This window comes from Geodermatophilus sp. URMC 65 (assembly GCF_053502545.1).
This window is the reverse complement of sequence record NZ_CP199954.1, coordinates 4584533-4610228: the sequence shown is the minus strand read 5'-3', so window position 1 is coordinate 4610228 and position 25696 is coordinate 4584533. Positions and strand designations below refer to the sequence as shown.

The 25696-nt window shown below is 72.6% G+C and carries 19 protein-coding genes and 1 riboswitch; of the genes, 9 read left to right on the top strand and 10 right to left on the bottom strand.

Features of this window, described 5'->3' with window-relative positions; all coding sequences use genetic code 11:
• Window positions 1–17: 17 nt before the first annotated feature.
• The 3 genes from ACWIX7_RS22340 to uvrB all read right to left on the bottom strand — a co-directional run bounded on the left by ACWIX7_RS22340 (window position 18) and on the right by uvrB (window position 5114).
• Window positions 18–1124, bottom strand: coding sequence for a TerC family protein (locus tag ACWIX7_RS22340; protein WP_448618590.1), 1107 nt, complete (start codon window positions 1122–1124; stop codon window positions 18–20).
• Window positions 1125–1460: 336 nt separating this feature from the next.
• Window positions 1461–2618, bottom strand: coding sequence for a TerC family protein (locus ACWIX7_RS22335; protein ID WP_448622182.1), 1158 nt, complete (start codon window positions 2616–2618; stop codon window positions 1461–1463).
• Between the two features lie 381 nt (window positions 2619–2999).
• Window positions 3000–5114, bottom strand: coding sequence for an excinuclease ABC subunit UvrB (uvrB, locus tag ACWIX7_RS22330; protein ID WP_448618589.1), 2115 nt, complete (start codon window positions 5112–5114; stop codon window positions 3000–3002).
• A gap of 460 nt (window positions 5115–5574) precedes the next feature.
• On the opposite strand from uvrB, the gene glgX reads away from it, so the two are divergent.
• The 3 genes from glgX to ACWIX7_RS22315 all read left to right on the top strand — a co-directional run bounded on the left by glgX (window position 5575) and on the right by ACWIX7_RS22315 (window position 11093).
• Window positions 5575–7689, top strand: coding sequence for a glycogen debranching protein GlgX (gene glgX / locus ACWIX7_RS22325; protein WP_448618588.1), 2115 nt, complete (start codon window positions 5575–5577; stop codon window positions 7687–7689).
• 2 nt (window positions 7690–7691) lie between these two features.
• A complete protein-coding gene (gene treY, locus ACWIX7_RS22320) occupies window positions 7692–10046 on the top strand; it encodes a malto-oligosyltrehalose synthase (RefSeq protein ID WP_448618587.1) in 2355 nt (784 codons plus the stop codon).
• 291 nt (window positions 10047–10337) lie between these two features.
• Window positions 10338–10505, top strand: a riboswitch (cyclic di-AMP (ydaO/yuaA leader).
• 27 nt (window positions 10506–10532) lie between these two features.
• Complete coding sequence (locus tag ACWIX7_RS22315; RefSeq protein ID WP_448618586.1) at window positions 10533–11093, top strand: transglycosylase family protein; 561 nt, start codon at window positions 10533–10535, stop codon at window positions 11091–11093.
• Window positions 11094–11260: 167 nt separating this feature from the next.
• Here the strand turns inward: ACWIX7_RS22315 and ACWIX7_RS22310 are convergent, their stop codons facing one another.
• The 3 genes from ACWIX7_RS22310 to ACWIX7_RS22300 form a co-directional block, all read right to left on the bottom strand.
• Entirely contained in the window at window positions 11261–12481 is a 1221-nt protein-coding gene (locus ACWIX7_RS22310) for an ABC transporter permease (RefSeq protein WP_448618585.1), read from the bottom strand.
• On the bottom strand, window positions 12478–13224 hold the full coding sequence (locus ACWIX7_RS22305) for an ABC transporter ATP-binding protein (protein ID WP_448618584.1): 747 nt from the start codon (window positions 13222–13224) through the stop codon (window positions 12478–12480). The genes ACWIX7_RS22310 and ACWIX7_RS22305 overlap by 4 nt, the downstream gene beginning before the upstream one ends.
• A gap of 73 nt (window positions 13225–13297) precedes the next feature.
• The gene (locus ACWIX7_RS22300; protein WP_448618583.1) at window positions 13298–14344 is read right to left on the bottom strand and encodes an efflux RND transporter periplasmic adaptor subunit; all 1047 of its coding nucleotides are present in this window, start codon (window positions 14342–14344) and stop codon (window positions 13298–13300) included.
• Window positions 14345–14516: 172 nt separating this feature from the next.
• On the opposite strand from ACWIX7_RS22300, the gene treZ reads away from it, so the two are divergent.
• Window positions 14517–16271: a malto-oligosyltrehalose trehalohydrolase gene (treZ, locus tag ACWIX7_RS22295; RefSeq protein WP_448618582.1), complete on the top strand. Its 1755-nt coding sequence runs from the start codon at window positions 14517–14519 to the stop codon at window positions 16269–16271.
• A gap of 1 nt (window position 16272) precedes the next feature.
• Window positions 16273–17007: a dihydrofolate reductase family protein gene (locus ACWIX7_RS22290; protein ID WP_448618581.1), complete on the top strand. Its 735-nt coding sequence runs from the start codon at window positions 16273–16275 to the stop codon at window positions 17005–17007.
• Here the strand turns inward: ACWIX7_RS22290 and ACWIX7_RS22285 are convergent.
• The 3 genes from ACWIX7_RS22285 to ACWIX7_RS22275 are packed head-to-tail and all read right to left on the bottom strand — an operon-like array spanning window position 16982 to window position 18003.
• Window positions 16982–17383, bottom strand: coding sequence for a DoxX family protein (locus tag ACWIX7_RS22285; protein WP_448618580.1), 402 nt, complete (start codon window positions 17381–17383; stop codon window positions 16982–16984). The two genes, ACWIX7_RS22290 and ACWIX7_RS22285, sit on opposite strands and share 26 nt — an antisense overlap.
• Before the next feature lie 3 nt (window positions 17384–17386).
• The gene (locus tag ACWIX7_RS22280) at window positions 17387–17773 is read right to left on the bottom strand and encodes a type II toxin-antitoxin system VapC family toxin (RefSeq protein ID WP_448618579.1); all 387 of its coding nucleotides are present in this window, start codon (window positions 17771–17773) and stop codon (window positions 17387–17389) included.
• Window positions 17770–18003, bottom strand: a complete 234-nt coding sequence (locus ACWIX7_RS22275; protein ID WP_448618578.1) for a type II toxin-antitoxin system Phd/YefM family antitoxin — start codon at window positions 18001–18003, stop codon at window positions 17770–17772. Before ACWIX7_RS22275 ends, ACWIX7_RS22280 begins: the two co-directional genes overlap by 4 nt.
• 271 nt (window positions 18004–18274) lie before the next feature.
• Between ACWIX7_RS22275 and ACWIX7_RS22270 the strand changes: the two genes are divergently transcribed.
• The 4 genes from ACWIX7_RS22270 to ACWIX7_RS22255 all read left to right on the top strand — a co-directional run bounded on the left by ACWIX7_RS22270 (window position 18275) and on the right by ACWIX7_RS22255 (window position 22567).
• Window positions 18275–18637 carry a peroxiredoxin gene (locus tag ACWIX7_RS22270; RefSeq protein ID WP_448609179.1) on the top strand — a complete coding sequence of 121 codons (363 nt, stop codon included), beginning with the start codon at window positions 18275–18277 and terminating at the stop codon, window positions 18635–18637.
• 49 nt (window positions 18638–18686) lie between these two features.
• The gene (locus ACWIX7_RS22265) at window positions 18687–19766 is read left to right on the top strand and encodes an ATP-dependent DNA ligase (RefSeq protein ID WP_448618577.1); all 1080 of its coding nucleotides are present in this window, start codon (window positions 18687–18689) and stop codon (window positions 19764–19766) included.
• An 87-nt stretch (window positions 19767–19853) separates the two neighbouring features.
• A complete protein-coding gene (locus tag ACWIX7_RS22260; protein WP_448618576.1) occupies window positions 19854–21413 on the top strand; it encodes an alpha/beta hydrolase in 1560 nt (519 codons plus the stop codon).
• A gap of 86 nt (window positions 21414–21499) precedes the next feature.
• Window positions 21500–22567 (top strand): DNA polymerase domain-containing protein, encoded by a 1068-nt coding sequence (locus tag ACWIX7_RS22255; protein ID WP_448618575.1) that lies wholly within the window; start codon window positions 21500–21502, stop codon window positions 22565–22567.
• Between the two features lie 113 nt (window positions 22568–22680).
• On the opposite strand, the gene fxsT is transcribed toward ACWIX7_RS22255, so the two are convergent.
• Window positions 22681–25272, bottom strand: coding sequence for an FxSxx-COOH system tetratricopeptide repeat protein (gene fxsT / locus ACWIX7_RS22250; protein WP_448618574.1), 2592 nt, complete (start codon window positions 25270–25272; stop codon window positions 22681–22683).
• Between the last annotated feature and the right edge of the window lie 424 nt (window positions 25273–25696).

Genomic DNA, 25696 nt, shown 5'->3' with positions numbered 1-25696 from the left:
CTCGCCGGGCGCGGGGCTCAGCGGCGGCGGGTCTCCTCATCGGGCTCCACCGTGAGCCGCGCCTCGGCCTTCGCCGCCGCGGCCGGCCCACCCGTGGCCACGGACTCGGCGGTCTCCGGCGCGACGTCCGGAGCTCCCGGGCCCGAGTCCTCGTCCGGCAGCTGACCGCGGGTCTTGAGCAGGCTCGCGACGGTGGCGACGAGCAGGACGCCGAGGATGATCGAGAGGGACAGCCAGATCGGGATGGTCGGGACCGCCTCGACGTGCTCGCCGCCGTTGATGAACGGCAGGTTGTTCTCGTGCAGGGCCTCGAGGATCAGCTTGACGCCGATGAAGGCGAGGATGACCGCCAGCCCCAGCGACAGGTACACCAGCCGCTTGAGCAGGCCGCCGAGCAGGAAGTACAGCTGCCGCAGGCCCATCAGTGCGAAGACGTTCGCGGTGAAGACGATGAACGGCTCCCGGGTGAGGCCGAAGATCGCCGGGATGCTGTCGAGCGCGAAGAGCAGGTCCGTCGTCCCCAGGGCGAGGAAGACGATGACCATCGGCGTCCAGAGCTTCTTGCCGTTCTCGGTGACCCGGACCTTGGCGCCCTGGAAGTCGTCGGTCATCGGCAGCACGCGGCGCATCCGCCGGATGAACGCGTTCTCCTCGTAGTCCTCGTCCTCGCCGCGGTGACGCACCAGGTTGATGGCGGTGTACACGAGGAACGCGCCGAAGATGTAGAAGACCCAGATGAAGCGCTCGATGACCGCGGCGCCCAGCAGGATGAAGATGCCGCGCAGGACCAGGGCGATGATGATGCCGACCATCAGGGCCTCCTGCTGCAGGTGCCGGGGCACCCGGAAGCGGGCCATGATGATCACGAAGACGAAGAGGTTGTCCACCGACAGCGAGTACTCGGTGAGCCAGCCGGCGTAGAACTCCGTCGCGTAGGTGCCGTTGGTGAAGCTCAGCAGCAGCAGCCCGAACAGCAGGGCCAGGGCCACGTAGAAGCTCACCCAGATGCTCGCCTCCTTGACGGAGGGCTCATGGGGGCGACGCGCGACGATGGCGAGGTCGGCCAGCAGCAGGGCCGTGAGGCCCACGAACGTGGCGATCTCGAACCAGACGGGGAGTTCCATACGGCCATTTCCTCCGGGGACAGGCAGGTGTCAGCACCGGAGGTCTCTCCCACCGCCGGCCCGAGGGCCGGCGATCGGCAGCACCGGAGGCCATGGGACCTCGTGATGACGACACTGCCACGGGGGGATACTCCCCTCCATCGAACGGCCCCGGACCGGCGCAGTCGTCGCTGGCTGCGGCCTTCTGAAGCCGCGCCCACCGTACCCGCCCGCTCGTCGTCCCTCGACGCGACGTCCCGGGTGATCTCCCTGGCGCCGTTGGTCACGGTCGGCCGGCAGACGGCACCGGGCCCGCCCTCGGGAGAGGACGGGCCCGGTGTGGTGGTGCGGAGGCGGTCAGCCGCGGTGACGCGTGGAGCTGCTGCCCGCGGGCTCGGGGGCACCGGTCACCGGCACGTCGTGCGGCGAGGGCGGCACCTCGTCGGGACGGCGCGCGCGCGGGTCGCGGTCGCCGGGCCCCTGCGCCGCCAGACCCTCGCGGCCGGCCGCCGCGTCCCCCGCGCCGGTGGGCGACTCGAGGCCGCGGGCCGCGTCACGCCGGTTCTTCGCCAGGCTCGCCACCGTGGTCACGAGGAGCGTGACCAGGATGACCGTCAACGACAGCCAGGTGGGCACCTCGGGGATGACCGTGACGTGCTCACCGCCGTTGATGAACGGCAGCTCGTTCTCGTGCAGGGCGTGGATGAGCAGCTTCACGCCGATGAAACCGAGGATCACGGCCAGCCCGTAGGACAGGTAGACCAGCCGGTCGAGCAGGCCGTCGATGAGGAAGAACAGCTGCCGCAGGCCCAGCAGCGCGAAGGCGTTGGCGGTGAAGACGAGGTAGGTCTCCTGGGTCAGCCCGAAGATCGCCGGGATCGAGTCGACGGCGAAGAGGATGTCCGCGCTGGCGATGGCGACCAGGGCGATGGCCAGCGGGGTGATGTACCGCCGGCCGTTGAGCTTGGTCACCATCTTGTCGGAGTGGTACTCGTCAGTGGTCGGGAAGACCCTGCGGGCCAGCCGCAGCGCGGCGTTCTCCTTGAACTCCTCGTCGTGCGAGTGGCCGCCGCTGCGCGCCTGCGCCCACGCGGTCCAGATGAGGAACCCGCCGAAGACGTAGAAGATCCAGCTGAACTGCTCGATGGCGGCCGCGCCGACGAAGATGAACGCCGTCCGCAGGACCAGGGCGAAAGCGATGCCGAACAGCAACACCTTCTGCTGCAGCTCCCGTGGGACCGCGAAGCTGGCCATGATCAGGACGAACACGAAGAGGTTGTCGACCGAGAGGCTCTTCTCGGTGATGTACCCGGCGAAGTACTCACCGGCGTACTGACCACCGGAGAACCACAGGACCAGCAGACCGAAGACCACGGCGATGCCGACGTAGACCGCCGACCAGATCGCCGACTCGCGCAGCGTCGGTGCGTGCGGGGTGCGCACGTGACCGACGAAGTCGAACACCAGCATCCCGACGATCGCGGCGATCGTCAGGGCCCAGACCCAGAAGGGCACGTCCAAGGCAGATACCTCCGGTGACTCGGCGGCGCACGAGGCGCCGCGATGTCGAACCAGAGGTCTCTCCCGCCCCCTCACTGCTGAGGTGGCCAGCGGCGCCGGGGGTCCATGGGGACCCCGTACTGACGACACCGCCGCGCGGGGATACTCCCCTCCACGGAACCGCCGACGCCGACCCCCACTGCAGGGCCGCCGTCGAGCGGGTTGCTTACCCCATGACGCTACCGCGATGCGTTGCATTCCTCGAAGGGAAACCAATTCGTCCGGCGTGACATGGACCACCGGCCCGGTGGCCGCGATCCGGGTCGAGCGGAGGGCGGCTCCTCTGCAGGGTCCCGCCGCGAGCCTGCGAGTGGCGGGGGGCAGAGGGGTCCTTCCTCAGGCGTGCGCGGCGTCGAGCTGGCGCAGCTCCTTCTTCAGCTCGGTCAGCTCGTCGCGCAGCCGGGCGGCCACCTCGAACTGCAGCTCGCGGGCGGCGGCCAGCATCTGATCGTTCATCTGCGTGATGAGGTCGGCCAGCTCGGCCCGCGGCAGGCCCTGGACGTCGATGCCGCCGGCCTTGCCCGCCTTCTTCGACGACAGCCCCGGCACCGGCGCCTTGCCGCGGGACTGCTGCCGGCCCGAGCCGCCGACCAGCTCGATGTTCTCGGCGTCCTCCGCGGCCCGGTAGATGCCGTCGAGGATGTCGACGATCTTCTTGCGCAGCGGCTGCGGGTCGATGCCGTGCTCGCGGTTGTAGGCGATCTGCTTCTCCCGCCGCCGGTTGGTCTCCTCGATCGCCAGCGCCATCGAGGGGGTCACCGTGTCGGCGTACATGTGCACTTGGCCGGAGACGTTGCGCGCCGCGCGGCCGATCGTCTGGATGAGCGAGGTGCCGGAGCGCAGGAAGCCCTCCTTGTCGGCGTCGAGGATCGCCACGAGCGACACCTCGGGCAGGTCCAGGCCCTCGCGCAGCAGGTTGATGCCGACCAGCACGTCGTACTCGCCCTGCCGCAGCTCGCGCAGCAGCTCCACCCGGCGCAGGGTGTCGACCTCGGAGTGCAGATAGCGGACCTTGATGCCCAGCTCGAGCAGGTAGTCGGTGAGGTCCTCGGCCATCTTCTTGGTCAGCGTGGTGACCAGGATCCGCTCGTCCTTCTCCGTGCGCACCCGGATCTCGTGCACCAGGTCGTCGATCTGCCCCTTGGTCGGCTTGACGACGACCTCCGGGTCGACCAGGCCGGTCGGGCGGATGACCTGCTCGACCACGTCGCCCTGGACCCGCCCGAGCTCGTAGGGCCCCGGGGTCGCCGACAGGTACACCGTCTGCCCGATCCGGTCGGTGAACTCCTCCCACTTCAGCGGGCGGTTGTCCATGGCCGAGGGCAGCCGGAAGCCGTGCTCGACCAGCGTCCGCTTGCGGCTCATGTCGCCCTCGTACATGCCGCCGATCTGCGGCACGGTCACGTGCGACTCGTCGATGACCAGCAGGAAGTCGTCGGGGAAGTAGTCGATGAGGCAGGCGCCGGCGCTGCCGGGGGCGCGCCCGTCGATGTGCCGCGAGTAGTTCTCGATGCCGGAGCAGAACCCGACCTGCCGCATCATCTCGATGTCGTAGGTGGTGCGCATGCGCAGCCGCTGGGCCTCCAGGAGCTTGCCCTGCCGCTCCAGCTCGGCCAGCCGCTGCTCGAGCTCGGCCTCGATGGAGGCGATCGCCCGCTCCATCCGCTCCGGGCCGGCGACGTAGTGGGTGGCCGGGAAGACGAACAGCTCGTCGACCTCGCGGACCACCTCACCGGTGAGCGGGTGCAGGTAGTACAGCCGCTCGACCTCGTCGCCGAACATCTCGATCCGGCAGGCGAGCTCCTCGTACACCGGGAAGACCTCGATCGTGTCGCCCCGCACCCGGAAGGTGCCGCGGGTGAACGAGAGGTCGTTGCGGGTGTACTGCTCGGTGACCAGGGTGCGCAGCAGCTCGTCGCGGTCGCGCTCCTCCCCCACCTTGATCTTCAGCGCCCGGTCGACGTACTCCTCCGGCGTCCCCAGGCCGTAGATGCAGGAGACGGTGGAGACGACGACGACGTCGCGCCGGGTGAGCAGGCTGTTGGTGGCGGAGTGCCGCAGCCGCTCGACCTCCTCGTTGATCGAGGAGTCCTTCTCGATGTAGGTGTCGGTCTGCGGGACGTAGGCCTCGGGCTGGTAGTAGTCGTAGTACGAGACGAAGTACTCCACCGCGGCGTCGGGCAGCAGCTCCCGGAACTCGTTGGCCAGCTGCGCGGCCAGCGTCTTGTTCGGGGCCATCACCAGCGTCGGCCGCTGGACCTGCTCGATCAGCCAGGCCGTCGTCGCCGACTTGCCGGTACCGGTCGCACCGAGCAGGACGGTGTCGGTCGCGCCGGAGTTGACCCGCTCGGCCAGCGCCTCGATCGCGGCCGGCTGGTCGCCCGAGGGCTCGAACTCGCTGACGACGCGGAAACGCCCGCGGGTGGGCCGGAGGTCGGTGGTCGTGCGCACGGGGTCGACGGTACGACCCCCCAGTGACAGGAAGCCGTCCGTGAGCGGTGGGCGGACGCGAGGGACGAGTGGGACTGCGGGGCTGGCGTCCGGTGCTTGCACGTGCTGGGGTCGCCGCCTAGCGTCCCCGGTCGCAGGAGCGGTCACCGCCGAGGACCAGTGCCACCCGGGGCCCTGCGCCCAGGACGAGGTCGGACCCGGCGTCACTGCCCCGGCCGGACCTGCGCACGACGCCCCCCACGGAGACCTCCGCGGGGGGCGTCGTCGTCCCACCACGGCTCCTCCCTCCGGGGGCGTGACCGACGTCTCCGAGCCCTGACCTCGGAGAGGGTTGGACGGCGGCGCGCTCGGGCAGGACGGTCCGGAACACCACGCGCACCGACCTCCCCGACGACGCCCCGCGGCGGGGAGGCCACCGGCCCCCGGCGTCCGGGGGCGCCAGCACAGGAGGACCCCGTCCATGAACCAGGTCTGGCCTGGAACCGCCTACCCCCTCGGCGCGACCTACGACGGCACCGGCACCAACTTCGCGATCTTCAGCGAGGTCGCCGAGAAGGTCGAGCTGTGCCTCTTCGACGACCACGGCAACGAGGAGCGCATCCGGCTCCCCGAGATGGACGGCTACGTCTGGCACGCCTTCCTGCCCGGCATCCAGCCCGGGCAGCGCTACGGCTACCGGGTGCACGGCCCCTACGACCCGTCCCAGGGCCTGCGCTGCAACCCCAACAAGCTGCTGCTCGACCCCTACGCCAAGGCGATCGACGGCCAGATCGACTGGGACCCGTCGGTCTTCGGCTACGACTTCGACAGCGGTGAGCGCAACGACGACGACTCGGCCGAGCACATGCCGAAGTCCGTCGTCGTCAACCCGTACTTCGACTGGGGCGTCGACCGGCCGCCGCGGACGCCGTACCACAAGACGGTCATCTACGAGGCCCACGTCAAGGGCCTGACGATGACCCACCCCGACGTCCCGGAGGAGCTGCGCGGCACCTACGCCGCCATCGCGCACCCGGCCGTCATCTCCTACCTGCAGGAACTCGGCGTGACCGCCGTCGAGCTCATGCCGGTGCACCAGTTCGTGCAGGACGACACCCTCCAGCAGAAGGGCCTGCGCAACTACTGGGGCTACAACACGATCGGGTTCTTCGCGCCGCACAACGAGTACGCGAGCAACACCGACAACGGCATGCACGTGCAGGAGTTCAAGGGGATGGTCCGCACCCTGCACGAGGCGGGCATCGAGGTCATCCTCGACGTCGTCTACAACCACACCGCCGAGGGCAACCACCTCGGCCCCACGCTGTCGTTCAAGGGCATCGACAACCGGGCCTACTACCGGCTGGTCGAGGACGACCCGCAGTACTACATGGACTACACGGGCACCGGGAACTCGCTCAACGCCCGCACCCCGCAGGCGCTGCAGCTGATCATGGACTCGCTGCGGTACTGGATCACCGAGATGCACGTCGACGGGTTCCGCTTCGACCTGGCCTCCACGCTGGCCCGCGAGCTGCACGCCGTCGACCGGCTGTCGGCCTTCTTCGACCTGGTGCACCAGGACCCGGTGGTCAGCCAGGTGAAGCTCATCGCCGAGCCGTGGGACGTCGGCGAGGGCGGCTACCAGGTCGGCAACTTCCCGGCCCTGTGGACCGAGTGGAACGGCAAGTACCGCGACACCGTCCGCGACTTCTGGCGCGGCGAGCCCTCCACCATCGGCGAGTTCGCCAGCCGGCTCACCGGCTCGGCCGACCTCTACCAGCACTCCGGCCGGCGCCCCGTGGCGAGCATCAACTTCGTCACCGCGCACGACGGGTTCACCCTCAACGACCTGGTCTCCTACAACGAGAAGCACAACGAGGCCAACGGCGAGGGCAACAACGACGGCGAGAGCCACAACCGCAGCTGGAACTGCGGCGTCGAGGGCCCGACCGTCGACAAGAAGGTGCTCAACCTGCGCGCCCGGCAGCGGCGCAACTTCCTGGCCACGCTGATGCTCAGCCAGGGCGTCCCCATGCTGCTGCACGGCGACGAACTGGGCCGCACCCAGCAGGGCAACAACAACGGCTACTGCCAGGACTCGCCGCTGACCTGGATCCACTGGGACGAGGTGGACGAGGGGCTGCAGGGGTTCACCAAGCTGGTCACCAAACTCCGCCACGACCACCCGACGTTCCGCCGCCGCCGGTTCTTCCACGGCCGCCCGGTGCGCCGCGGCGCGGAGGACCCGGTGCAGGACGTCGCCTGGCTGACCCCGTCCGGCGACCTGATGACCGAGGACGACTGGGACGCCGGCTACGCCAAGACGATCGCCATGTACCTCAACGGGCACGGCATCCGGGAGACCGACGAGCGCGGGGAGTACGTGGTCGACGACCACTTCTACCTGGCCTTCAACGCCCACCACGAGCCGATCGAGTTCACCCTGCCGTCGGAGGAGTACGCCCAGGCGTGGACCGTCGTCGTCGACACCGCCGAGATGGGCGCGGTGGAGCCCCGCGAGCTCAAACCGGGCGAGTCGCTGACGCTGCAGGACCGCTCGATGGTCGTGCTCAGCGCGCCGCGCCGGTCGTGAGGGTGTCCACGGGACCGGCGGCCGAGCCGCCGGACAGCGCCGCCCGCCGCCGGGACGTCCCCACCGGGACCTACCGGCTGCAGGTCACCGCCGACTTCACGCTGGACGACGCCGCGTCCCTCGCCGGCTACCTGGCCGACCTCGGGGTCAGCCACGCCTACGCCTCACCCCTGCTGCGGTCGGCGTCGGGCAGCACGCACGGCTACGACACCGTCGACCACGCGCACATCGACGAGTCGCGCGGCGGTCGGCCCGGCTTCGACCGGCTGGTCGCGGCGCTGCACGAGCACGGCCTCGGCCTGGTGCTCGACCTGGTGCCCAACCACATGGGGGTCGCCGACCCGGCCGAGGCGCCCTGGTGGTGGGACGTGCTCAAGCACGGGCGGGACAGCGCGCACGCGGCCGCCTTCGACGTCGACTGGGACTTCGGCGGCGGCCGGGTGCGCATCCCGGTGCTCGGGTCGGCGGACGACGTCGAGAAGCTCGAGGTCGTCGAGACACCGGACGGCCCGGAGCTGCACTACTACGACAACCGCTTCCCCGTCGCGCCGGGCACCGAGCGCGGGACCCCGCAGGAGGTGCACGACCGGCAGCACTACGAGCTGGTCGACTGGCGGCGCGCCGACCGCGACCTCAACTTCCGCCGGTTCTTCGCGATCAACACCCTGGCCGGGTTGCGCACGGAGGACCCGGCGGTCTTCGAGGCGACGCACCGGCTCGTGCTGCAACTGGTCGAGGAGGGCGCGGTCGACGGACTGCGCATCGACCACCCCGACGGCCTGGCCGACCCCAAGGGCTACCTCGACCGGCTGGCCGAGGCCTCCGGCGGCCGCTGGACCGTGGTGGAGAAGATCCTCGAGCCCGGGGAGGACCTCCCGGAGTCGTGGCGGACCGCCGGGACGACGGGCTACGACGCCCTCGCCGAGGTCGACGACGTGCTGGTCGACCCGGCCGGGGAGGCGGTGCTGAGCGCGCTGGACACCGAGCTCACGGGCGCGCCGGTCGACTACGCGCGGCTGGTGCACGACTGCAAGCGCGAGGTGACCGACGGGATCCTCGGCTCGGAGGTGGCCCGGCTGGTGCGGGTCATCGGCGAGCTGCCCGGCGTTCCTCGGGAGCAGCAGACCGAGGCGCTGGCCGAGCTGCTGGCCAGCTTCCCGGTCTACCGCACCTACCTGCCCGACGGGCGCGAGCACCTGGACGCCACCGTGGCCGCCGTGCGGGAGCGCCGTCCCGACCTCGCCGCCGCGGTGGACGCGCTGCACCCGGTGCTCTCCCAGGCCGGGACCGAGGCGGCGACCCGCTTCGAGCAGACCAGCGGCCCGGTCATGGCCAAGGGCGTCGAGGACAGCGCCTACTACCGGTGGGCGCGGTTCGTGGTGCTCAACGAGGTCGGCGGCGACCCGGCGCGGTTCGGCAGCACGGTGCAGGAGTTCCACGAGGCGCAGCAGCGCCGCGTGGAGCGCAAGCCCGCGTCGATGACCACGCTGTCGACCCACGACACCAAGCGCAGCGAGGACACCCGCGCCCGGCTGGCCGTGCTCGCCGAGCTGGGCGCCGAGTGGGCCGACCTGGTCCGCGGGCTGCTGACCCGGCACCCGCTGCCCGACCGGCCGCTGGCGCACCTGGTGTGGCAGAACCTGGTCGGCGCCTGGCCGCTGTCCCGCGAGCGGGCGCACGGCTACGCGGAGAAGGCGGCCCGCGAGGCGGGGACGTCGACGACGTGGACCGACGTCGACGAGGAGTTCGAGACGGCGCTGCAGGAGATGGTCGACGCCGCCTACGACGACGAGCGGACGAACGCCGAGATCGAGCGGTTCGTCGCCCGCATCGCGCCGTTCGGCCGGTCCAACTCGCTGGCGCAGAAGCTGCTGCAGCTGACGATGCCCGGCGTTCCCGACGTCTACCAGGGCACCGAGCTGTGGGACCTCTCCCTGGTCGACCCGGACAACCGCCGTCCGGTCGACTACGAGCAACGCCGCCGGCTGCTGGCGCAGCTGGACGCCGGCGAGGTCCCCCCGGTCGACGAGACCGGCGCGGCGAAGCTGCTCGTCGTCTCCCGCGTGCTGCGGGCGCGGCGGGAGCACCCGGAGTGGTTCGCCGGGTACGAGCCGGTGGCGGCGACCGGGGTCGCCGCCGAGCACCTGCTCGCCTTCGACCGGGGCGGTGTGGTGCCCGTGGCGACCCGGCTGCCCGTGGGCCTGTCGATCGTCGGTTGGGGCGACACCGCGCTGCAGCTGCCGACCGGGGCCTGGCGGGACCTGCTCACCGGCGGCCGGTTCGTCTCCGACGCCGAGGGGCTGCCGGTGGCGGGACTCCTCGAGCGGCTCCCGGTGGCCCTGCTCGTCCGCGACTGAAGAAGGACCCCCTGCCCCCCACCGCTCGCAGGCTCGCGGCGGGGCCCTGCAGGGGGCCAGGGCCCTGGACGGGGCCACAGGCGGCCGGATTGAGACGCAGTTCACGTCCCCGCGGGTGCACGCGCGCCCGCGGGGACGTGACCAGGTGATCCGTTCGCTCCCGGTCCCGACGGCCGGCCGTGTCACCCCCGTTGCCCCGGGGGCACGAGGTGAACCGCCGTGACCTGACCGTTACCTTGTCCCGGCACCCCCCGTCCGGGACCGGGTGCCGGAGCCGATCCGCCGAACCCCGTCCGTCGGCCGCCGTACCTCCTGCACAGCCAGGACGGGGGTGGGGGACCCATCTCGGTGTCCGGCCGGTCCGGCCGGGCACCTCGGGGTGAAGCCGTGCGCGCACGGCCGGGGCACCGATCGCTCCGAACCCGACAGCTCACCTCGCAGGCGGCGGATCGGGAGTCCTCCATGCGTTCGTCCTCGTCTTCCCGCATGCCCGCACGCGCCCTGCGCCGCGGCGCCGTGGTGCTCGGCGGCGCTGCCGCCGTGTCCCTCGGCGTCCTCGCCGCCCCGGCCTCGGCGGCGGCCCCCAACGACTGGGACGCCGTCGCCCAGTGCGAGTCCAGCGGCAACTGGGCCATCAACACCGGCAACGGCTACTACGGCGGCCTGCAGTTCAGCCAGAGCACCTGGGCCGCGTTCGGCGGCACCGAGTACGCGCCGCGCGCCGACCTGGCCACCGAGGCGCAGCAGATCGCCGTCGCCGAGCGCACGCTCGACGTGCAGGGCCCGGGTGCCTGGCCGACCTGCGGCAAGGGTCTGGACCCCTCCGCCCCCGAGGCGGGTTCGGCTCCGGCCGCATCGGCCCTGGTGGCCGCCCCCGCACCGGCCGCCACCGGCGGGACCTACACGGTGCAGGCCGGTGACACGCTCGGCCGCATCGCCTCGGAGCAGGGCGTCGCGGGTGGCTGGCAGGCGCTGTACGCCGCCAACGACGACCAGCTGAGCAGCCCGGACCGCATCGCGGTCGGCCAGGTGCTGCAGCTGCCGTGAGGCGGACCGGCGGCCGGGGGACGCACTCCCCCGGCCGCCGGGTGCCGGTGACGGACTGGAACGGCCACCCTTGCGGGTCCTGCGCCGAGCCTGGCGACGGACTGGAACGGCCCCGCTGCAGGGTCCCGCCGCGAGCCTGCGAGCGGTGGGGGCCGCGGGGTCCTTCTTCAGAAGCGGATGGCGTCGATGACCCGCGCCCGGACGGCGATGACCGCGGGCAGCAGCCCGGCCAGCGCGCCCACCGCGGTCGCCGCGACCAGCCCCTCCACGGCCGCGGCCACCGGGAAGCCGGGGGTGTCGGCCAGCGGGACGCCGCTGTTGAGCAGCCGCTCCAACGGCAGGTTGCGCACCAGCACGACCGACAGCGCCACGGCGGCGAGCCCGGCGAGGAACGTGGCGCAGACGCTCTCCAGCACGATCGCGGAGAAGACCCGCGCCGAGGTCGCACCGAAGCTGCGCCGGACGCCGATCTCCCGGATCCGCTGGCGCACCGTCACCAGCCCGATGTTGAGCACGCCGAGCCCGCCGAGGACGAGCACGACGACGCCGGCCCCGCGGATCGCCAGGCGCAGCATGCCGAGGGTCTCCTCCAGGCCCTGCGAGTCCTGCCGGTAGGCGTCGACCTGCACGCCGCCGAGCGCGAGCCCGAGGTCGTTGGTGACCACCGCCATGACCTCGTCGGCCTGCTCCGGCGGCACCCAGAGCTCCAGCGTGGGTGGGCCGGACACCGTCTCCGACGGGTCGGCCGCGCGCGGCGCGTCCCACGGGCCGGCCGAGCGGTCCACCCGGTAGGCGAGCAGCTCGTCGGCGTACCCCTCGCGGACGACGCCGACGACCGCCGCGCGCACCGGGGTGCGGCCGCCGATGACGACCGTCGGCTGCGAGGAGAGGTCCGGGACGCCGAGCGCGCCGAGGAACGCCTCGTTGACGACGACGGCCGGGGCCAGGCTGGCGCGATCGCCCTCGCGCAGCCAGCGGCCCTCGATCGGCTCGATGCGGTGCAGCTGCCCGTAGGACGGCGAGACTCGCTTGGTCTGCACGGCCTGGGTGCCGCCGGGCAGCCGGAAGCGGGTCTCCTCGTAGCCGATGCTGGCCGTGGCGGTGATCCCGTACCGCTCGGTGAGGTCGGCGACGGCGGCGTCCCACTCCTGCGCGGCCGGCGGCATCCCGGTCTGCGGGTCGTACGCGGTGACCGCGATGGTCGCCGCGCGGCCGCCCATCCGCTCCCCCTGCTCCTGCTGCACCTGGGCGACGAGCAGACCCAGCGCGGTGACCGTCGTCATGGCGAAGACGGCGAGGAAGACGCCGACGAGGGAGAGCACCACGCGTGCCTTGTGCACCCGCACCTCGCTCCACGCCTCGGCGACGGTGGCCAGCACCGGGATCACGGCAGCGCCTCCTCGAGCGGGGCGGGCGCAGGGGCCGGGGCGACCAGGGTCGGCGTCGGGTCCTCCAGCGGCGTGAGCCGGCCGGCGTCCAGCCGGTAGCGACGGTCGGCCAGCCGGGCGACGTTCAGGTCGTGGGTGATGGTGACCAGCGCGGCGCCGCCCTCCGCGGCGGCCTCGGCGAGCAGCGCCATCACCTGGGCGCCGGTCTCGACGTCGAGGGCGCCGGTCGGCTCGTCGGCGAGGACGACCCGCGGGGAGCGCACCAGCGCCCGCGCGATGGCGACCCGCTGCTGCTCGCCGCCGGAGAGCCGCTCGGGGACGGTGTCGGCGCGCGCGCCCAGGCCGACCCGGTCGAGCAGGTCGCGCGCCGTCCGGCGCCGGTGCAGGTAGTCGCGGCCACGGGCGTAGAGCAGCGGCGCGGCGACGTTCTCCTCCGCGGTGCGCCGGGGCAGCAGGTTGAACTGCTGGAAGACGAACCCGAACACCTCGCCGCGCAGCCGGGCGCGGCGGCGGGCCCGCAGCGCGTCGGTCGGCTCCCCGTCGAGCAGGTACTCCCCGCCAGTGGGGGTGTCGAGCAACCCGAGGATGTTGAGCAGCGTCGACTTGCCCGACCCGGACCGGCCGACGATCGCCACGTGCTCGCCCGCGGCGACCTCGAGGTCGACCCCGGTGAGGATCGGCAGCACGCCGCCGTCGGGCAGCGCGACCTCGCGGCTGATGCCGCGCAGCGACAGGAGGCTCACGCCGCCTCCTCGCTGGCGCTCGTCGCCGGCGTCCGCCGGGCTGCACTGCCCATCGATGAGCTCGCACGCTCGCTCATCCGAACGGCCCCGCCATGCCCGGGCTCTCCACGGTGTCGTCGGGCACCGGCACGAACGCGAGCACCTCATCGCCCTCGGCCAGGCCCTCGCGCACCTCGACCTGGTCGCCGTCGGTCATCCCGAGCACCACGGCGCGCTGCTCCTGGGTGCCGTCGGCCCCGACCACCCAGACGTTGCCCTGCTGCACCGAGCCCTGGACCGCGGTCACCGGGACGACCAGCACGTCCTCGGCGACCCCGGCGTCCACGACCACGGTGGCGGCCATGCCGGCGAACACCGTCGTCCCGGCGGGGACACGGCAGCGGGCGGTCGTGCCGCCCTGCCCGGACCCGGTGGACGCCGGGTCGGCGCCGGCGGTGGCCTGGTCGCCGCCGGCGCCGTCCGTCGGGGCAGGGGCGCCCAGCGTGAGGTCGGTGCAGGTGAAGGGGGCGGGCCCGCCCTGCGCCTCGACCTGCGCGGTGGACGGCGGCGCGAGCAGCCGGAACTGGTCGTCCTGGGTCAGCGTCGCGGTGACCGACAGCGAACCCGGTGAGATGCCGGCGACCCGGTCGCCGACCGCGACGACCTGGTCGACCAGCACGTCGACGGCGGTGACGGTGCCGGCCGTGGGCGCGGGGACGCTCGCCGTCCGGACGAGCGGCGCGCGGGGCGTGCTGGTGGGGTTGCCGTCGGCGTCGGTGCCGGCGACCGGCTCGCGCTCCTCCTCCCAGCGGACCTCGAGCACCGCGTCACCCTCGTCGACGACGTCGCCGGCCCCGACCAGCACCCGCCGGACCGTGCCGGCCTTGGTGGCCTTGACCGGGACGGTGGCGTCGGCGACGACGGTGCCCTGGACGGTGACGGTGTTGGCGACCGTGCCGCGGGCGACGGGGACCACGGGGGACGTCAGGTCGACCGGCGGCGCCCCGCCCGAAGCCGGCGCCGCCTCGCCGGTGCCGCCGCGGAAGGCGAGCACCACGAGGGCGACGGCGATGACGGTCCACACCAGCAGGCGCAGTGCTGGGAAGACGACGGTGCGGACCGTGTTCATGGCGCGGCTCATGGCGCTCCTCGGGGCGGGGTGGTGCCCTCCGGCACCGGTGGGTGCGCACGGTAACGACACCACGACGGTCCGGATGGCCAGTGGCGCATGGCACGCCGGGATCGCGTGGTTGGCGGCCGTCCGCGGGGGCATGACCCCCCGCACCACCCATCAGTCCTCTGGAGGCCCCTGCATGTCCGCTGCCGTCGAGTTCGCCGTCTGGGCGCCGGTCCCGGAACGGGTCCGGCTGCAGGTCGAGGGGTCGGTGCACGACATGCGCCGGGAGGAGGGCGGCTGGTGGCGCGCGGAGGTCGAGGCCGGCCCGGAGGCCGACTACGGCTTCCTGCTCGGCGGCGACGACACACCGCGCCCGGATCCGCGCTCGCGCCGCCAGCCCGAAGGCGTGCACGGGCTGTCCCGCCGCTACGACCCCGCCTCGTACGAGTGGGGCGACCGCGCCTGGACCGGCCGCCCGCTGGCCGGGGGCGTGGTCTACGAGATGCACGTCGGCACCTTCACGCCCGAGGGCACCCTCGACGCCGCCATCGGGAAGCTCGACCACCTCGTCGACCTCGGCGTCGACTTCGTCGAGCTGCTGCCGGTCAACGGCTTCGACGGCACGCACAACTGGGGCTACGACGGCGTCCTCTGGTACACGGTGCAGGAGAGCTACGGCGGCCCCGCGGCCTACCAGCGTTTCGTCGACGCCTGCCACCAGCGCGGTCTCGGCGTCATCCAGGACGTCGTCTACAACCACCTCGGCCCGTCCGGGAACTACCTGCCGCTGTTCATGCCGATCTTCAGCGAGGGCGGCGCCAACACCTGGGGGAGCTCGGTCAACCTCTCCGGCCCGGACTCCGACGAGGTGCGGCGCTACATCCTCGACAACGCGCTGATGTGGCTGCGCGACATGCACGTCGACGGGCTGCGGCTGGACGCCGTCCACGCGCTGGTCGACGAGCGCGCCACCCACGTGCTCGAGGAGATGGCGCAGGAGGTCGACCGGCTGTCGGTGGCGCTCGGCCGGCCGCTGACGCTCATCGCCGAGAGCGACCTCAACGACCCGCGGATGGTCACCCCGCGGGTGGCCAACGGCACGGGTATCCACGCCCAGTGGAGCGACGACTTCCACCACGCGCTGCACTCGGTGCTCACCGGTGAGGGCCAGGGCTACTACGGCGACTTCGCCGCGGCGGGTCTGTCCGGGCTGGCCAAGACGCTGACCGGCGCGTTCTTCCACGACGGCGCGTACTCCAGTTTCCGCCGCCGGCACCACGGCCGGCCGGTCGACACCGCGCTGCTGCCGGGTTGGAAGTTCCTCGGCTACCTGCAGGACCACGACCAGATCGGCAACCGCGCGGTGGGCGACCGCATCTCGGCGTCCCTCTCCCCCGGCCTGCTCGCCGTCGGCGCGACGCTGGTGCTCACCAGCCCGTTCACCCCGATGCTCTTCATGGGCGAGGAGTGGGGCGCCTCGACGCCGTGGCAGTTCTTCACCAGCCACACCGACCCGGAGATCGGCCGGGCGACGGCCGAGGGGCGCAAGGGCGAGTTCGCCGAGCACGGGTGGGACGCCGACGAGGTGCCCGACCCGCAGGACCCGGAGACCTTCAGCCGCTCCAAGCTGGACTGGTCGGAGGTGGCGCGGGAGCCGCACGCCCGGCTGCTCGCGACCACCCGGGCGTTGCTGGCGCTGCGCAGGGAGCACCCCGACCTGGTCGACCCCGACCTGTCGCAGGTGGAGGTCGCCTGGGACGACGAGGACCGCTGGCTGGTCGTGCACCGCGGCGTGCTGCGCGTGGTGGTCAACCTGTCCGGCGACGCGCGGGAGGTGGACCTCGACCGCGCAGCGACCGGCGTCCTCCTCGCGACCGGGAACCAGCCGGACCTCGCCGGGACCACGGTGACGATGCCGGCCGAGAGCGCGGCCGTGCTGACCACCGCCTGACGTGCGCCGGCTGCTGCCCGGGGCGGGTGGGGAGGACACGGAGGACCTCGACGACGACGCACTGGTCGAGGCCTACCGGCTGCCGGCCGGGCGGTCGCTGCGCGTGGACTTCGTCGCCTCGCTGGACGGCTCGATCACGGTGCAGGGCCGCAGCGGCGGCCTCGGCTCGCCCGGCGACAAGCGGGTGTTCCGCACGCTGCGGGCGCTCGCCGACGTCGTCCTCGTCGGGCACGGGACGGCGGCGGCCGAGGGCTACCGCCCGGTGGACGCCGACCCCGCCGTCGGCCGGCTGCGGACGGCGATCGGCCGGCCGGCATCGGCGCCGGTCGCCGTGGTGTCCCGGCGGGCGTCGCTCGCGCCCGGGGACCGGCTCGCCGTGCCGTCGACCGTCCTGGTCACCTGCGCGGCCGCCGACGCCGGCCGGCGGGCAGCCCTGGCCGACGTCGGCGTGACCGTGCTGGTCTGCGGGGAGGACGACGTCGACCTGCCCACCGCGCTCGACGCGCTCGCCGAGCGGGGGTTGGAGCAGGTGCTGTGCGAGGGCGGGCCGGCGCTGCTGTCGGCGGCGCTGGCGGCCGGGGTGGTCGACGAGCTGGACCTGTCGATCGCACCGGCGCTGGTCGGCAGCCCGGACCGGCTGCTGGCCGGCGCGCTGACCGACGTCGTCCGCCCCCGGCTGGTGCAGGTGCTCGAGGAGGACGGCGTGCTGTTCACCCGGTACGCGGTCGACCGGTAGCCCGCCGGGCGACCGCCGCTGCCCAGGCGACGTAGCCCAGGTTGACGACGACCCGCGCGGCGACGCCGACCGGCCGGTCGAACGCCCGCTGCGCGGTGTGCCGGTGGCGCAGCGGTTCCAGGTGCGCGGGCAGGTAGGTCGTGATCAGCGCTGCGGTCGCCCGCGCGCCGGTCCGGCGGGTCGCGGGCGCCGCGACGAGGACGCCGACCGCGACGTCGGCCAGTCCGCTGACCGCGACGAGCGCGGACCGCGCCGGCAGCCACGACGGCACCAGGCCCCGGTAGTAGCCGGGCTTCGTGAAGTGGGTGACCCCGCTGACCACCATGAGCGCGGCCAGCGCCCACGCCGCTGCGTCGTCCGTCCTCGACCGGGACACGGGTCAGCCCACCAGCCGGACGGCGTCGCCGTACGCCGTGAGCCGGTGGTCCGAGGTGAGCAGCACCGCCCCCTCGGCGACGGCCTGGGCGACGAGGAGCCGGTCGAACGGGTCGCGGTGGACGTCGGGCAGGTGCTCGACCGCGGCGGCGTGGTCGGCGGTGACCGGGAGGTGGTCGAGCACGAGCTCGCTGGTGACCCGTCGCACCCAGGTCCGGACGTCGGACCCGAGCGAGAGCTTGCCCAGGCCCAGCTTGATCGCCAGCTCCCAGACGCAGACGGCCGAGACGATCCGGCGGTCGGCGTCCTCGATCACTGCCAGGTCGGATCCCAGCCGCTCCGGTGTCGTCGCCGCCCACACGAGGACGTGCGTGTCGAGGAGGACCCTCACTCCTCGCCCTCGAACGCCCGCCGCAGGTCCTCGGGCAGCTCGTCGAAGTCATCGGCGAGCCACACCCTGCCGCGGTCGAAGCCGAAGTTCGGCGTCCGCCGCGCCGGCCCGACCAGCCGGGCGACCACCCGGCCGCGGTTGGTGATCTCGACCTCCTCACCGGCGGCGACCTTCTCCAGCAGTCGCGACAGGTGCGTCTTGGCCTCGTGCACGCCGACCGACGTGGTCATGTCACTTAGTCTACTCGCGGCGTGCCCTCGTTCCCTGGCCCAGCTGCCCGCTCGGCCTGCGCTCGAGCCCCGGTCCTCGCGGTGCGGTCATCGTCCGTGCGCTGCAGCACGAGGACGGCCACCGCGGCGCGCGGGTCGCGATCACGGTCGGCGGGCAGCCCGGGGCGTCGTCCCCCAGAACGCCATGACCACTGCCGCGGGACCTCCGACTCCTGCGCCGGCCACCCGGCCGCCCCTAGCGTCCGCCTCCCCGACCGTGCGAGGAGGAGCCATGGGCAAGGCAGTGGTCAGCCTGAGGACCGGACTCGAGGACGCGGAGACGGTCACCGTCGCGATGCTCATGGCCGTGGGAGCGGCCGAGTCCGGCCGTCCGACCGCGATGTTCCTGGCCAAGGAGGCCGTGCGGCTGGCCCTGGACGGGGTGGCCGTCGGGACCGCGTGCGAGGGCTGTCCCCCGCTGACCAGCCTCTTCGAGCGCTACGCCGCGGCCGGCGGGCGGCTGTTCGTCTGCCCGATCTGCTTCAACGCCAAGCAGCTGGACGCCGCCGGGCTGGTCAAGGGCGCCGAGCTCGCCGGCACGGTTCCCCTGTGGGAGTGGATCGGCGACGAGGGCGCCACCACGTTCAGCTACTGAGCCGGCCGCACGCCGCCGTCCGTGGGCGGTGACTGCTTGACTGACCGGCATGGACCTGCCCCTCCTGCCGCCGGTGAAGCCGATGCTGGCCAAGGCCGTGACCAAGGTGCCCATCGCCGAGGGCGTGTTCTACGAGCCGAAGTGGGACGGCTTCCGGTGCATCGTCTTCCGGGACGGCGACGAGGTGGAGCTGGGCAGCCGCAACGAGCGCCCGCTGACCCGCTACTTCCCCGAGGTGGTCGAGGCGGTCAAGGCGGCGCTGCCCGAGCGCTGCGTGGTCGACGGCGAGATCGTCGTCCCCAACGGCGACCGGCTGCACTTCGAGGCGCTGCTGCAGCGCATCCACCCGGCCGAGTCCCGCGTCCGGTTGCTGGCCGAGCAGACGCCGGCCTCCTTCGTGGCCTTCGACCTGCTCGCGGTCGGCGACGAGTCGCTGCTCGAGGTGCCGTTCGCGCAGCGGCGGGCCCGGCTGCAGGAGGTCGTGACCGGCACGGAGTCGGTCCACGTCACGGCGATCACCCAGGACCCCGCGACCGCGCAGCGCTGGTTCGAGCAGTTCGAGGGCGCCGGGCTGGACGGCGTCGTGGCCAAGGCACCGGATCTGCCCTACGGCCCCGACCAGCGGCTGATGACCAAGGTCAAGCACGTGCGGACGGCGGACTGCGTGGTCGCCGGCTTCCGCTGGCACAAGAGCGGGCCGATCGTGGGGTCGCTGCTGCTGGGTCTCTTCGACGACTCCGGGGACCTGCAGCACATCGGCGTCGCGGCGTCCTTCCCGATGGCCCGGCGGGCCGAGCTGGTCGAGGAACTGGCGCCCTACCGGGCCGAGGCGCTCGACGGGCACCCGTGGCAGGACTGGGCCAACGCGGAGGTCGCGAACGGGGCCAACGGCGAGGAGCACCGGATGCCCGGCGCGCAGAGCCGCTGGAACGCGGGCAAGGACCTCTCCTGGGTGCCGCTGCGCCCGGAGCTGGTGGTGGAGGTCAAGTACGACCAGCTGGAGGGGCGGCGGCTGCGGCACACCGGCCAGTTCCTGCGCTGGCGTCCCGACCGTGAGCCGCGCAGCTGCACCTACGACCAGTTGGAGGTGCCGGTGCGCTACGACCTGGCCGAGGTCTTCGCCGGGTGACGGTCGCGTGACGCTCGGCTGAGGGGCCGGTCACCGGTCGGGGCCCGTGCCTGCGCCGCCCGGCTGGGCCTCATACCCTGGGGACCCATGCGCCTGTCCCGCGGCCTCGTCGCCGCTGCCTCCGGCCTGCTCCTGGCGGTCTCCGGCTGCACCTCCTCCTCCGAGGACACCGCGGCGGACGCGTCGGCCTCGGCGTCCTCGGCACCGGCCGAGCCGCAGGCCGCGGAGATCGCCTGGAGCGACTGCGACGCCGAGATCTCCCAGCTGGTGGCCGGCTCCCCGGGCAGCGAGCGCGACCTGGTCTTCGAGTGCGGCCGCACCGAGGTGCCGATCAGCTACGACGAGCCGCAGGGCGAGACGCTGCCGCTGACCCTGGTCCGCGCCCGCTGGGCCCAGCAGGCCGACCGCCTCGGCTCGCTGGTGATCAACCCCGGCGGCCCGGGTGGCTCGGGCGCCGACGCCGCGATCGGCTCGGCGCTCACGCTGCCCGAGGACGTGCTGCGCCGCTTCGACGTCGTCGGTTTCGACCCGCGCGGCGTCGGGCTCTCCACGCCGGTCGAGTGCATCCCGCCGCAGCTCAAGGACCGGATGGTGGCCTCCGAGCCGCGGCCGAGCACGCCGGAGCAGGTCGACGAGGCCTTCGCGCTGCAGCAGGAGATCGCCGACGGCTGCGCTGAGCAGTACCCCGACTCGCTGGGCACCTTCAACACCGTCGACACCGCGCGGGACATGGAGCTGCTGCGGGAGTCGCTCGGCGACGAGCAGCTGACCTACCTCGGCTACTCGTACGGCACCACCCTCGGCTCCACCTACGCCGAGCTGTTCCCCGACCGGGTTCGGGCGCTGGTGCTCGACGCCGCCGTCGACCCGGACGACGACCCGCGGGGAGACGCCGAGCAGCAGTCCACCTCGCTGGAGGCCAGCTTCGACGCCTTCGCGGCGAACTGCACCGGACTGGTCGCCGGCTGCCCGCTCGGCCCGGACCCGCGCCGCTTCGTGGAGGAGCTGCTGGACCAGGCGGCGACGGCGCCGATCCCCAGCGCGCTGGCCGGGGAGACCCGTCAGGCGACGCCGGGCGTGATCATGACCGCCGTCCTCTCGGCGCTGTACAGCACCGACTCGTGGCCGCAGCTGGCGCAGGGCCTGGCCGCCGCTCGCAACGGTGACTCCCAGCAGCTGTTCTCCCTCGCCGACGCCTACGCAGGTCGGCTGCAGGACGGCACCTACACCAACCTGCTCGACGCCGCCCAGGCGATCAACTGCGCCGACACCGACCCGGCGACGGCGGTGCCCGAGGAGGAGGTCCGCACCCTCGCCGCCGAGTGGGGCCAGCGCTTCCCGCTGTTCGGCGCCGGCTCGGCCGTGGGGCTGCACCGCTGCACGGTGTGGGAGGCCGAGCGCACGCCCATCCCCGAGCGGGACGCCGAGGGCGCCGCGCCGATCCTGGTGATCGGCAACTCCGGCGACCCGGTGACCCCGCTGCCCGGCGCGGTGGACATGGCCGAGGACCTCACCTCCGGCGTCCTGCTCACCTGGCAGGGGCAGGGCCACACCGCCTACCCGAAGACCGACTGCGTGACCGGCGCGGTCAACGCCTACCTCATCGACCTGGTGGTGCCGCAGGACGGGCTGACCTGCCCCGCCTGAGTGGTGGTGCCGCAGGACGGCTGACGTGCCCGGCCGGAGCGCCCTAGGGTGCGCCGGGTGATCAGTTCCGCGGGATCGGGTCGTTGATGGCGCCGTCGAAGGACGCCGTCCTGCTGCAGGTCGACGGGCACGAGGTGCGGGTCTCCAGCCCGGAGAAGCCGTACTTCGCCGAACGCGGCATCCGCAAGATCGACGTCGTCGAGTACTTCATCGCCGTGGGCGGCGGGATCCTGCACGCGCTGCGGGACCGGCCGACGACGCTGGAGCGCTGGCCGGGTGGGGTGTTCGAGGGCGCGCGGCTGTCCACCCGCATGGACAACACCGGCGACGCCTTCTACCAGAAGCGGGTGCCCAAGAACGCCCCCGACTGGGTGCCGACCGCGCACATCACCTTCCCCAGCGGGCGGACGGCGGACGAGATCGCGCCGGACTCGGTGGCCGTCGTCGCCTGGTGCGCCAACCTGGGCACGCTGACGTTCCACCCGTGGCCGGTGTCGAAGTCCGACGTCGAGTCGCCGGACCAGATCCGCATCGACCTGGACCCGCAGCCGGGCACCGACTTCTCCGACGCCGTCCGGGTGGCGCCGCACGTGCGCGAGCTGCTGGCCGAGTGCGGCATGCAGGGCTGGCCGAAGACCTCCGGCGGCCGCGGGGTGCACGTCTACGTCCCGATCCAGCCGCGCTGGACCTTCCCCGAGGTGCGCCGCGCGGTCATCGCCTTCGGCCGCGAGCTGGAACGGCGCCTCCCCGACCGCGTGACGATGTCGTGGTGGAAGGAGGAGCGCGGCGAGAAGATCTTCATCGACTACAACCAGATGGCCCGGGACCGCACGATCGCCTCGGCGTACTCCATCCGGCCCAAGCCCCACGCGCCGGTCTCGGCGCCGGTCGACTGGGACGAGCTGCCCGACGTCCACCCGACCGACTTCGACGTGCTGACCATGCCGGCCCGCTTCCGCCAGGTCGGTGACAAGCACGCCGGGATCTCCGACCACGCGTTCGGCATCGAGCCGTTGCTGGAGCTGGCCGAGCGGCAGGCGAAGGACCAGGGCGTCGGCGACCTGCCCTATCCCCCGGACTACCCGAAGATGCCGGGCGAACCGATGCGGGTACAGCCGAGCCGCGCCAGGCGTCCCAGCAGCGCGGACGGGTGATCCGGCGCTCGAAGCCAGGGAAGCACGGCGCCAATTCGACAGGCAACCCCGTCCTTCAGCGGTTTGTGGGCCGCACGAGACGACGGGAATCGAAGTACTGAGCATTGGCGGCGTCAGAAAGTCAGTGCGTTATTGCTCTGAACGGCGAGGATGCTTCCGACGCTCCGAGTGATCGGGTGGTCGGGGCCGAGGACCTGGCGGCTGCGCTGCAGGGTCTCCTCGCCCAAGGCGCCCGCCGGCCCTGCCTGGCCCAGCTGGTGTAGGGCGAAGGCCAGTGCGGCTGCCGCGAGTAGGGTCATCGGGTGGTCGGGGCCGAGTCCCAGGCGGCTGCGCTGCAAGGTGTCCTCGCCCAGGGTGCGGGCCGGTTCCGCCTCGCCCTGTTGCACCAGGGCGTAGGTCAGGGCGGCCGCCGACCACAGCGTGAGCGCATGACCGCGACCGAGCACCCGGCGGCTGCGCTGCAGGGTGTCCTCGCCCAGAGCGCGCGCCCGCTCCGCCTCATCCAGCTGCGCCAGGGCGAGGGTAAGTATGGTCGCCGCGCCAAGGGTGTCGGGATGGTCAGGGCCGAGGACCGACCGCCAGCGGTCGAGCAGCGGTTCGGCCACGACTCGGCTGCCCTGAGTATGGCCGTGGGCCAGCAGAAAGCTGGTGGTGTCCAGGAGCAGGTGCCGAGCGTCGGGCGAGGAGTCCCCCAGCGAACCGATGGCGAGTACGTGTGGAGCCAGCTGGACGTAGGCGCCGTGGCTGCTCGGCTTCTCCGGCGCGCCGGGGGATGCGGCGGCCAGCAGCGCCCCCACCTGCTCGGCGGTGGCCTGCTGCCGGTCGAGCGGTAGCTGCTGGCGGATGCCCGCCTGCACCAGCCGGTGGACCTGAAAGCCGTCGGGGTGGCGGACCAGGGAATAGCTAACCAGCTTTCCCACTGTGTCGGCGAGGGCGTCGGGGTCGGCGGCGCTGTTGCGCAGCGGCTCGGGGAGCAGGTCGGGGTGGCCGGTGAACAGGGTCAGCGGGATGGGTTCGGGGGCGAGAAAGGCCGCGAGTTCCAGCAACTGCACCGCGGCCGGATCGTCGGTACGCAGCCGCTCCAGCGACAGCGCCCAGGTGGTGTCGATCCGCCCGGAATAGCCCACCACCTCGCCGCGAGCGAGCAGATCGGCGCGGCGGGTGCGAAACCGGCGCAGGTAGTCCACCGCCGGGAGGTCGGTCTGCTCAAGGTATGCGGCGGCCTGGGCGGCGGCCAGCGGCAGATCGCCCAGCTCGGCGGCGAGCTTGTCGGCCAGATCCTCCCCCAGCGTCGGCATGCGCGCTTGCAGCAGCGCGATCGTCTCCGACCGCGCCAGCACGTCGACCTCCAGCCGGCCGCCCAGTGCCCCCCAGCCGGGATAGCGGGAGGTGACCAGCACGTGCCCGGCGCCGCCGGGCCGGTAGGCGGCGACGTCGGCCGGCCGTTCGGCATTGTCGAAAACCAGCAGCCAAGGGTCCCGGCCGCGCAGCTCGGCCAGCAGTCGGCCGACGGTGTCGGCTACCGTGGGTCCGCGTTGCATACCGAGCCGGGCAGCAAGCTCGGCGAGCTGGTCGGGGATGAGCACCGGCTGCTCGGCGTCGATCCACCACACCAGGTCGTAGTCGGCGGCGAACCGGTGCGCGTACTCGATCGCCAGTTGGGTCTTGCCCACCCCGCCGAGCCCGTACAGCGCCTGCACCACCAACGTGGCCTCCCCGGCGCGCATCCGCCGCCGCAGGTCGGCGAGCATGTCACTTCGTCCGGTGAAGTGCGGATTGCGGGCGGGAACCTGCGATATCTGCGACCGCGGCATGGCGGCGGAAGCGATCGGCGCATCGGCTGGACTCTGCAGTGGAGACCCGGCCTGTGGTGGGGACCAGTCCAGGCACGGGTCCTGGGTCAGGATGGCACCCTCGAGCTGTTGGAGCACCCGGCCGGGATCGACGCCCAACTCCTCACACAGGGTCCGGCGGGCCCGTCGGTAGGCCTCCAGCGCCTCGGCCTGCCGACCCGAGCGGTACAGGCTGAGCATCAGCAGCCGGTGCAGCCCCTCGTGCAGCGGATGCTGGGCGACAAGGGTCTCCAGCTCGCCGACGAGCTGGGCGTGGCGTCCCAGAGCGAGCTCGGCCTCCAGGAGGGCCTGCAGCGCAGCCAGCCGCTGCTGCTCCAGCCGGGGGATCTCCGCTTGGCCGAAGGGGGTGTCGGCGAACTCCGCCAGCGGCTGCCCGCGCCACAACCCCAGCGCCTCGCGCAGCGTGCCCGCCGCCCGGGCGGGCGCCGCAGGCAGCGCCTGCGTGCCGTCGCGGGCCAACCGCTGGAAGCGATGCACGTCGACCTGCTCGGGGTCAAGTTCGAGCAGATAGCCCGGCCCGCGCCGCTGCAAGACCGCAGCGCCCACGTCTTGCAACCTCTGCTCGACCTGCAGGACCTTACGTAGCCGCGAGACGTAACCCTGCACGATGTTGACGGCGCTCGCCGGCGGCTCTCGATCTCCCCACAGGCCGTCGACCAGGAAATCGGTCGAGATCACCTCATTGACGTGCAGCGCCAGCATGGCCAGCACCGCGCGCGCCTGAGTGCCCCGCAAGACAAGCAGCCCGCCTGCCCCCCGGATCTCGAGCGGGCCCAGGATCCGGACATCCATACCTGGTCCCTTCACCCCCGCCAGCGTCGCTCGCCGAAGCCACGGCAGGTCGGGCAGCACGGTGGGCCACGGCCCTCCACCACCCAGGGTGCCCGCTACCGGCCAAGCGTTCAAGACGATTCAGCGGCCGTCCAGCGACCTTCCAGCGCCCACCGCCAGTGTTGAGGCGGTGCACCAGGAACGACCGGGGCCCCGGCCCGGGTGGGCGGCGTATGCAGGAGGTTTGAAGTGACCACGAATGGTTGTATGGAGGGCTTGCGACACCCGCGGCCAGTAACGATTCTATGCAACGTCCCTGTTCACGGATATGGGTCCGGCGAGTTGTGAGTTACGGGCCTGACGAGCCCGCTCAGGCTGCACGGTCGACCGGAGCCTTGTCTTCTCCTGGCCTGTCGCGCGCCACCGCTCGAATACCGTCAAGGAAGCAGAGTTCGACAGCTGTGAAACGACGAAGTTTGTTATCCCACATGCACAAGTGGTGCCG

Excerpts from the sequence above, each read along its gene's own strand:
- ACWIX7_RS22340 (WP_448618590.1), bottom strand. The coding sequence starts at position 1,124 with ATGGAACTCCCCGTCTGGTTCGAGATCGCCACGTTCGTGGGCCTCACG.
- glgX (WP_448618588.1), top strand. The coding sequence starts at position 5,575 with ATGAACCAGGTCTGGCCTGGAACCGCCTACCCCCTCGGCGCGACCTAC.
- ACWIX7_RS22315 (WP_448618586.1), top strand. The coding sequence starts at position 10,533 with ATGCCCGCACGCGCCCTGCGCCGCGGCGCCGTGGTGCTCGGCGGCGCT.
- ACWIX7_RS22300 (WP_448618583.1), bottom strand. The coding sequence starts at position 14,344 with ATGAGCCGCGCCATGAACACGGTCCGCACCGTCGTCTTCCCAGCACTG.
- treZ (WP_448618582.1), top strand. The coding sequence starts at position 14,517 with ATGTCCGCTGCCGTCGAGTTCGCCGTCTGGGCGCCGGTCCCGGAACGG.
- ACWIX7_RS22275 (WP_448618578.1), bottom strand. The coding sequence starts at position 18,003 with ATGACCACGTCGGTCGGCGTGCACGAGGCCAAGACGCACCTGTCGCGA.
- ACWIX7_RS22270 (WP_448609179.1), top strand. The coding sequence starts at position 18,275 with ATGGGCAAGGCAGTGGTCAGCCTGAGGACCGGACTCGAGGACGCGGAG.
- ACWIX7_RS22265 (WP_448618577.1), top strand. The coding sequence starts at position 18,687 with ATGGACCTGCCCCTCCTGCCGCCGGTGAAGCCGATGCTGGCCAAGGCC.
- ACWIX7_RS22260 (WP_448618576.1), top strand. The coding sequence starts at position 19,854 with ATGCGCCTGTCCCGCGGCCTCGTCGCCGCTGCCTCCGGCCTGCTCCTG.
- ACWIX7_RS22255 (WP_448618575.1), top strand. The coding sequence starts at position 21,500 with ATGGCGCCGTCGAAGGACGCCGTCCTGCTGCAGGTCGACGGGCACGAG.